Annotated in this window: 7 protein-coding genes; 3 read left to right on the forward strand and 4 right to left on the reverse strand. The window is 72.0% G+C overall.

Annotated features, from left to right (window positions below; translation table 11 throughout):
- Window positions 1-53 precede the first annotated feature (53 nt).
- The 4 genes from thrC to argS all read right to left on the reverse strand — a co-directional run bounded on the left by thrC (window position 54) and on the right by argS (window position 5,678).
- Complete coding sequence (gene thrC, locus GSF22_RS26820) at window positions 54-1,103, reverse strand: threonine synthase (RefSeq protein WP_208816517.1); 1,050 nt, start codon at window positions 1,101-1,103, stop codon at window positions 54-56.
- A gap of 217 nt (window positions 1,104-1,320) precedes the next feature.
- On the reverse strand, window positions 1,321-2,613 hold the full coding sequence (locus GSF22_RS26825; protein WP_208816522.1) for a homoserine dehydrogenase: 1,293 nt from the start codon (window positions 2,611-2,613) through the stop codon (window positions 1,321-1,323).
- 8 nt (window positions 2,614-2,621) lie between these two features.
- Window positions 2,622-4,007: a diaminopimelate decarboxylase gene (lysA, locus tag GSF22_RS26830; RefSeq protein ID WP_208816518.1), complete on the reverse strand. Its 1,386-nt coding sequence runs from the start codon at window positions 4,005-4,007 to the stop codon at window positions 2,622-2,624.
- Window positions 4,008-4,013: 6 nt separating this feature from the next.
- Window positions 4,014-5,678, reverse strand: a complete 1,665-nt coding sequence (gene argS, locus GSF22_RS26835; protein WP_208816519.1) for an arginine--tRNA ligase — start codon at window positions 5,676-5,678, stop codon at window positions 4,014-4,016.
- A 97-nt stretch (window positions 5,679-5,775) separates the two neighbouring features.
- On the opposite strand from argS, the gene GSF22_RS26840 reads away from it, so the two are divergent.
- From GSF22_RS26840 to GSF22_RS26850, 3 genes are all read left to right on the forward strand, one after another.
- Window positions 5,776-6,603, forward strand: a complete 828-nt coding sequence (locus GSF22_RS26840; protein WP_208816520.1) for a DUF3105 domain-containing protein — start codon at window positions 5,776-5,778, stop codon at window positions 6,601-6,603.
- A gap of 13 nt (window positions 6,604-6,616) precedes the next feature.
- Window positions 6,617-7,294, forward strand: a complete 678-nt coding sequence (locus GSF22_RS26845) for a DUF305 domain-containing protein (protein ID WP_208816521.1) — start codon at window positions 6,617-6,619, stop codon at window positions 7,292-7,294.
- A gap of 234 nt (window positions 7,295-7,528) precedes the next feature.
- Window positions 7,529-8,221: a winged helix-turn-helix domain-containing protein gene (locus GSF22_RS26850; RefSeq protein WP_208816523.1), complete on the forward strand. Its 693-nt coding sequence runs from the start codon at window positions 7,529-7,531 to the stop codon at window positions 8,219-8,221.
- Window positions 8,222-8,310 lie beyond the last annotated feature (89 nt).

Here is an 8,310-nt window from a genome sequence, read left to right on the forward strand (position 1 = left end):
GCTCCCGCCCGCCGCAGCGGTCCGACCCGCCCGGCGCCGGTACCCCCGGCGTGTCAGGCCAGGTCGAGAGCCCGCGCGGCGGCCAGCACGTCGTTGCCGATGGTGCTCGGCGCCGGGGCGGTGGAGATCGCCCACTCCGGGTCCTTCAGCCCGTGCCCGGTGACCGTGCAGACCACGGTCGACCCGGCCGGTACCCGACCGGCGGCACCCTGCTGGAGCAGACCGGCGACGCTGGCCGCGCTGCCCAGCTCGACGAAGACACCCACCTCGCGGGCGAGCAGGCGGTACGCGGTCAGGATCTCCCGGTCGGTGACCGAGGCGATCAGCCCGCCGGAGGCGTCCCGGGCGTCCACCGCCTTGGTCCAGCTCGCCGGGTTGCCGATCCGGATGGCGGTGGCGATGGTGGACGGCTCCCGGACCACCTGACCGGTCACGATCGGCGCCGCCCCGGCCGCCTGGAAGCCGTACATCCTCGGGGTCCGCGTCGCGTTGCCGGCGGCGTGGTCCTCGGTGTAGCCCATCCAGTAGGCGCTGATGTTGCCGGCGTTGCCGACCGGCAGGCAGTGGATGTCCGGCGCGTCGCCGAGCGCCTCGACGATCTCGAACGCGGCGGTCTTCTGGCCGTGCAGCCGGTCCGGGTTGACCGAGTTGACCAGCGCCACCGGGAAGTCCTGGGCGAGCTTCGCGGCGAGCGCCAGGCAGTCGTCGAAGTTGCCGCTGACCTGGAGCAGCCGGGCCCCGTGCACCAGGGCCTGGGCCAGCTTGCCCAGCGCGATCTTGCCCTGGGGGACGAGCACCGCGCAGGTCAGCCCGGCGCGGGCCGCGTACGCCGCGGCGGAGGCGCTGGTGTTGCCGGTGGAGGCGCAGATGATCGCCTTGTTGCCGACCTCGACCGCCTTGGACACGGCCATCGTCATGCCCCGGTCCTTGAAGGAACCGGTCGGGTTGGCCCCCTCCACCTTCAGGTAGACGTCACAGCCGAGCCGGGCGGAGAGCACCGGGGCCGGCAGGAGCGGGGTGTTCCCCTCGTGCAGCGTGACCACCGGGGTCGCCTCGGTGACCGGCAGCCGGTCCCGGTACGCCTCGATCAACCCACGCCACATGTCGCTCTCCCTGCCTGCTCAGGCCCCGTCCCGGCGGGACGCGACCAGCCTGACCCAGCCTTCCCGCCGGGCCTGCGTCGCACCCGGCACTAACCACCTGTCGGGAAAGATCCACCGTCGGGGCCGGGCCCCCGGGCGGTGGACCGGGGCTCGGGAACCATCCGCCCCGCCGGTCGGACGGGGCTCGGGAACCACCCGCCCCGCCGGTGACCGGTGCTCAGGAACCGCCCTCGACCCGCAGCACACTGGCGATGGACCGGACGATGTCCAGCCGCCGCAGCTCCTCCACGGTCGCCGCCAGCGCCGCGTCCGGGGCCATGTGGGTGACGATGACCAGGGTCGCGTCGTCGTTGCGGCCGGACTGGCGGACCGTGGCGATCGACACGTCGTGCCGGGCGAAGACCCCCGCGACGGCGGCCAGTACGCCCGCCCGGTCGGCCACGTCCAGGCTGACGTGGTACCGGGTGACCGCCTCCCCCATCGGCCGGATCGGCAGGTCGGCGTACGCGGACTCGCTGGCCTGCCGGACCCGGGCCAGCCGGTTGCGGGAGACCGCGACCACGTCCCCGAGCACCGCGCTGGCGGTCGGCGCGCCACCGGCCCCCCGGCCGTAGAACATCAGCTGACCGGCCGCCTCGGCCTCCACGAAGACCGCGTTGAAGGCGTCGCCGACGCTGGCCAGCGGGTGGCTGAGCGGGATCATCGCCGGGTGCACCCGCACGCTGATCGACTCGGTACCGGTGGAGTCCGGCCCCCGGGAGGCGATGCAGAGCAGCTTGATCGTGCAGCCCATCCCCTTGGCGCTGGCCATGTCGGCGGCGGTGACCTCGGTGATGCCCTCGCGGTACACGTCGGCCGCCCCGACCCGGGTGTGGAACGCCAGCGAGGCGAGGATCGCCGCCTTCGCGGCGGCGTCGAAGCCCTCCACGTCGGCGGTCGGGTCCGCCTCGGCGTACCCCAGCTCGGTCGCCTCCTCCAGCGCCTCGGCGAACCCGGCGCCGGTGGCGTCCATCGCGGAGAGGATGAAGTTGGTGGTGCCGTTGACGATGCCGGTGACCCGGGTGATGGTGTCGCCGTGCAGCGACTCGCGCAGCGGGCGCAGCAGCGGGATGGCCCCGGCCACGGACGCCTCGTAGTAGAGGTCGGCACCGCCCTCGGCCGCCGCGTCGTGCAACGCGGCGCCGTCCTCGGCGAGCAGGGCCTTGTTGGCGGTCACCACGCTCTTGCCGGCCCGCAGCGCCTCGACCAGCCAGGTCCGGGCCGGCTCGATACCGCCGACCACCTCGACGACCACGTCGACGTCGTCCCGTTTGACCAGGCCGAGCGCGTCGGTGGTGAACAGCGCCGGGTCGACCGGGAGGTCACCCCGGTCCCGGCCGAGCCGGCGGACGGCGATGCCGGCCAGCTCCACCGGGGCGCCGATCCGGGCGGCGAGGTCGGTGGCCTGCTCGTGCAGGAGCCGGACCACCTCCTGACCGACCGTCCCGCAACCCAACAGCGCCAACCGCACAGGTGTTGTCATCCCACGTCCAATGCCAGCAGGTCGTCTTCGGTCTCCCGCCGGACGATCACCCGGGCCACACCGTCGCGGACGGCGATGACGCCGGGCCGGGGTACATGGTTGTAGTTGCTGGCCATGCTCCGGCAGTACGCCCCCGTACCGGGTACGGCGAGAAGATCTCCGGGCTGCACGTCGGCGGGCAGGAATTCATCCTTCACGACGATGTCCCCCGATTCGCAATGCTTTCCCACCACCCGGGCAAGAATGGGCGGGGTGGTGGAGGTCCGGGAGGCGACCGTCGCCGAGTAGGACGCGTCGTAGAGGGCGGTCCGGATGTTGTCGCTCATCCCACCGTCGACGCTGACGTACGTCCGCAGGCCGTCCACGTCCTTGACCGTGCCGACCTGGTAGAGCGTGAACACCGCCGGGCCGGCGATGGCCCGGCCGGGCTCGATCGACAGGTGCGGTACCCGCAGCGCCAGGGCGGCGCACTCGTCCTCGACGATCCGGTGCAGCCGCTTGGCCAGTTCCTGCGGCGTCGACGGGTCGTCCTGGGTGGTGTACGCGATCCCGAAGCCACCGCCGAGGTCCAGTTCGGGCAGCTCGACGCTGCGGGCGTCGCGGATCTGCGCCTGGAGACCCAGCACCCGGCGCGCGGAGACCTCGAAGCCGCTGGCGTCGAAGATCTGCGAACCGATGTGCGAGTGCAGCCCGCGCAGCTCCAGTACGTCCTCGTCGACGATCCGCAGCGCGGCGGCCAGCGCCGACCCGCCGGCCAGCGAGAAGCCGAACTTCTGGTCCTCGTGCGCGGTGGCGATGAACTCGTGGGTGTGCGCCTCCACCCCGACGGTCACCCGCACCAGCACCTTCGGGCGTACCTCCCGGTCGCGGGCGAGCGCGGTCAGCCGCTCGATCTCGTCGACCGAGTCGACGATGATCCGCCCCACCCCGGCGTCCAGCGCCCGGGCCAGCTCGGTCACCGACTTGTTGTTGCCGTGGAAGCCGATCCGCTCCGGCGGCATCCCGGCGGACAACGCCACCGCCAGCTCACCGCCGGTGCAGACGTCGAGGTGCAGGCCCTCCTCGTTGATCATCCGGACCACCGCCCGGCAGAGGAACGCCTTGCCCGCGTAGTACACGTCGTCCCCGCTGAACGCGGACCGGAAGTCCCGGCAGCGGGACCGCAGGTCCTCCTCGTCGAGGACGTACACCGGGGTACCGAACTCGGCGGCCAACGTCCGGACGTCCAGCCCGCCGACGGTGAGCGCACCGTCGGCACCCCGGGCCACCGTCCGGGGCCAGAGCTGCGGGACCAGGGCGTTGACGTCGACCGGGGTACGCAGCCAGGCCGGCCCCCGGCTGCCGATGTCGCCGTGCAGGGCACCGGCCTCGTGTGCGCGCATCGGGAACTACATCCTTTCCGGGGCGGAGACGCCGAGCAGGTGCAGCCCGTTGGCGATCACCGTACGGGTGGCGTCGTTGAGCCAGAGCCGGGCCCGGTGCAGGTCGGTGACCTCCTCGTCGCCGTGCGGCAGGACCCGGCAGTTGTCGTAGAACCGGTGGTACGCCCCGGCCAGCTCCTCCAGGTAGCGGGCGACCCGGTGCGGCTCGCGCAGCTCGGCGGCGGAGGCCACCACGGCCGGGAACTCGCCCAGCGCCTTGAGCAGGTCGTTCTCCTTCTCGTGGGCGAGCAGCTCGGGACGGAACGCGTCCGCGTCGCCCCGGTCCAGCCCGACGTCGGCGGCGTTGCGGGCCACGCTGGCGGTCCGCGCCGCGACGTACTGCACGTAGTAGACCGGGTTGTCCCGGGTCGACCGGGTCCACAGCTCCACGTCGATGTCGATCGGCGAGTCGCTGGAGTACCGGGCCAGCGCGTACCGGGCGGCGTCCACGCCGATCGCGTCGACCAGGTCCTCCAGGGTGACCACGGTGCCGGCGCGCTTGCTCATCCGCACCGGCTGCCCGTCCCGGACCAGGTTCACCAGCTGCCCGATGAGGATCTCCAGGTTGACCGCCGGGTCGTCGCCGAAGCAGGCGGCCATCGCCTTCATCCGGCCGATGTAGCCGTGGTGGTCGGCACCCAGCATGATCACGACCCGGTCGAAGCCGCGCTCCCGCTTGTCCAGGTAGTACGCGCAGTCGGCGGCGAAGTAGGTCCACTCGCCGTTGGACTTGCGCAGCACCCGGTCCTTGTCGTCGCCGAAGTCGGTGGTCCGCAGCCAGACCGCGCCCTCGGAGTCGTAGATCCGGCCCTGCTCGCGCAGCCGGGCCAGGGCCAACTCCAGCTCACCCCGGTCGTGCAGGTCCTTCTCGTTGAAGTAGGTGTCGAACTCCACGCCGAACTGGGCCAGCGAGGAGCGGATCTCGTCGAACATCAGCGCGACGCCCTCGACCCGGAAGATCTCCTGGGCCGCCGCGTCGTCGAGCTGGCGTACCTCGGGCCGGCGGGTGGCGACCTCGGTGGCGATCTCGGCGATGTACGCCCCGCCGTAGCCGTCCTCCGGCGCCGGCTCCCCCTTTGCCGAGGCGAGCAGCGAGCGGGCGAACCGGTCGATCTGCGAACCGGCGTCGTTGAAGTAGTACTCGGTACCGACGTCGGCGCCGGTGGCCCGGAGCAACCGGCTCAGTGCGTCGCCGACCGCCGCCCACCGGACCCCGCCGATGTGCACCGGACCGGTCGGGTTCGCCGACACGAACTCCAGGTTGAGCCGCTGGCCGGCGAGCCGGTCGGAGCGGCCGTAGCCGGCGCCGGCCAGCACGATGGCGCGGGCGAGCTGCCCGGCGGCGGCGGCGTCGAGCCGGATGTTGAGGAAGCCCGGCCCGGCGATCTCCACCGACTTGATCCCGGGCGTCCTGACCAGCTCGTCCGCCAGTGCTCCGGCCAGCTCCCGCGGCGGCAGCCCGACCCGTTTGCTGAGCTGGAGGGCCAGGGTGGAGGCGTAGTCGCCGTGCTCCGGGTTACGGGGTCGCTCGACGGCGGTCGTCTCCGGCAGCGCGGAGTGGTCCAGCCCACGGGCGGTGAAGACGGCGTGGGCTGCGGAGAGGACGAGGTCGGCCAGTTTCGCGGGAGTCACCGAAACATGCTAGCGGGGGTAGACTCGGTCACCCGGCGGCGACCCTGCTGCGTACCGTGGCCCGCCACTCCCTGACCGACCGACCTGACGAGGCACGATGAGCATCAGCACCCCGGGTGGCGACCAGCGCCGTCCGTCCGTGGTCAGCACCGGCAAGAAGCCGGCAGCCGACCGGCCCGCGGCCGGCGGCAAGCCCGGCACGGGCAAGGCCGGCTCCGGTCGCCCGGCGGGCGCTGCCCGCCCGGCCGCCGGTGGCGGCAAGGGCCCCCGTAAGCCGCTGGCACCGGTGAAGGTGAGCCAGGGCCGGGCCTGGGGCCCGATCGCGCTCTTCGTCGCGGTCGGTGTGCTGGCCGCCGGCATCATCGGGTACGGCGCCTGGGCCGCGTTCCAGGGGTCGAAGCCGTGGGAGGAGCGGGCCAGCGGCATCGACGGCATCGTCAACTACCGCAAGACCGAGCCGAAGATGGTCGAGGGCGGCAACCACGTCTCCGGCTCGATCAACTACCCGGTGAAGCCGCCGGTTGCCGGGCCGCACAACGCCGCCTGGCAGAACTGCATGGGTGACGTCTACGACGCCCCGATCGCCAACGAGCACGCGGTGCACAGCCTGGAGCACGGCACCGTCTGGATCACCTACCGTCCGGGCCTGCCCGCCGACCAGGTCGCCAAGCTGACCGAGAAGGTCCAGGGCAAGGAGAAGATGATGCTCAGCCCGTTCGAGGGGCTGGACAAGGCGATCTCGCTCCAGGCGTGGGGCTTCCAGCTCAAGGTCGACAACGCCGACGACAGCCGGATCGACGAGTTCATCCGGACCCTGCGGGTCAACGCCTCGATCGAGGGCCCGAACGCCAACTGCGAGCAGGGCATCACCGCGACCGGTACCACGCCGCGGAACCTCGGCGAGCAGATGCCGGCCCAGCAGTAAGAGGGACTGACCGATGACTGCACCCGCGACGGCGGAGACCGAACGGACCACGGACACCCCGACCGTCGACGGCGACGGCCGGGGGGCCGGGGGCCGGCGACGGTTCGGCGTCCTCGTCCTCGCTCTCGCCGTCGTGGTCGGTCTGCTGCTGGGGTACGCCGGGGGTCTGTTGACGCCCCGGCTGACCCGGCCGGGTGACGCCTCGGTGGAGGCCGGTTTCGCCCGGGACATGTCGACCCACCACGCCCAGGCGGTGGGGATGGGCCTGATCGCGTTCCAGCGCGCCACCGACCCGGAGGTACGCCAGATCGGGGTGGACATCGCCACCGGTCAGCAGGGTGAGATGGGCACCATGCAGACCTGGCTGCGCTCCTGGGGGCTGGACCCGACCGGCTCGCAGCCACCGATGGCCTGGATGCCGGACGGTGACGGTCTGGTGCGCAACGGCCTGATGCCCGGGATGGCCTCGCCCGAGGAGATGGCGAAGTTGCGCGCCACGCAGGGGCGTGAGCTGGACATCCTCTTCCTGGAGATGATGATCAGACACCATCTCGGCGGCATCCACATGATCGACGGGGTGCTCGCGGCCAGTGCCGAGCCGGACGTGGTACGCACCGCCCAGACGATGAAGAACACCCAGCGCACCGACCTGACCAACCTCCAGGCGGCCCTGAAGCGGCTACGCGGCTGAGGCCGTAGCGGAGGCGGACGACGACGGGCGGGGTGATCGCGGCAGCGGTCACCCCGCCCGTCTTGGTGGCCCCTGGGTAGCCCTCGCCCTGCCTCCGGCGGTCACGGCCGATCCGCTCGACCCGGACACAAATTCCGTTTAGTACCTTTTGGGAGTTAATCCCGCCTACGTGCTTTAGAGACTTTTCTCCCTACATATCGTGACCAGTAGGGATTCGTGCTCGTTGCCCCAGACGTGGGGGTTGCACTGAGAGACGCGCGGCGTTCGGTCACCAGTTGGTGCCGACGCCACACCATCGGCGGTGACGGAGCGGTGGCAGCCGCCCGTCGCGGACAGCGGCCGGGCGAGCCGGGAACACTCAGCCGCGAAGAGGAACTAGAGCTGATCGACGTGCTCCGGGGCACCTACCCGGACACCTTCGGCCTGACCGACGAACTGTGGACGCGGCAGAGCCTCGCCGCCCTGGTGCAGCGCCGGTTCGACCGGCCGCTGGACGCCACCGACCTGGGGGCGTACCTGCGGGCCTGGGGGGTCGGGCCGCGCGAGCCCCGGGAACGGGCCTGCGGGCTCTGCGTCGACGCGGTGGAGCGTTGGGTACGCGTCGACTACCCGGCGATCAGCCGGGCCGCCCAGGAGCACGGCGCCGAGATCTACTGGATCGGCCGGATCCGGTTGCGCGGCACCATGCCGGCAGCGGACGTGATCTCGGCGGTCTCCGCCCGGGGCCGGGTACGTTTCATGATCACCACTCCGTCGGTCGACCCGCCGCTCCCCCGGGACTTCCTGCTCCGGCTCAGCGGCGAGGAGGGCGACCCGGTGCACGTCATCGTGGACGGCTCCTGGCCACGGGGCGAGTGGCCCCGCCGGCTGCCGGCCCGGATCACGTTGCATCCGCTGCCCAGTTGCGGCCGCCTGACCCCACCCTGACCCCGTCGATCATGGAGTTGTGGTGCCCCACACAAGGGGCGATACCGGATGAACTCCCCACCACACGTCCATGATCGACGGGGTCAGGG

It is taken from the genome of Micromonospora echinofusca, assembly GCF_017614955.1.
GTDB classification, from domain to species: Bacteria; Actinomycetota; Actinomycetes; order Mycobacteriales; family Micromonosporaceae; genus Micromonospora; species Micromonospora echinofusca_A.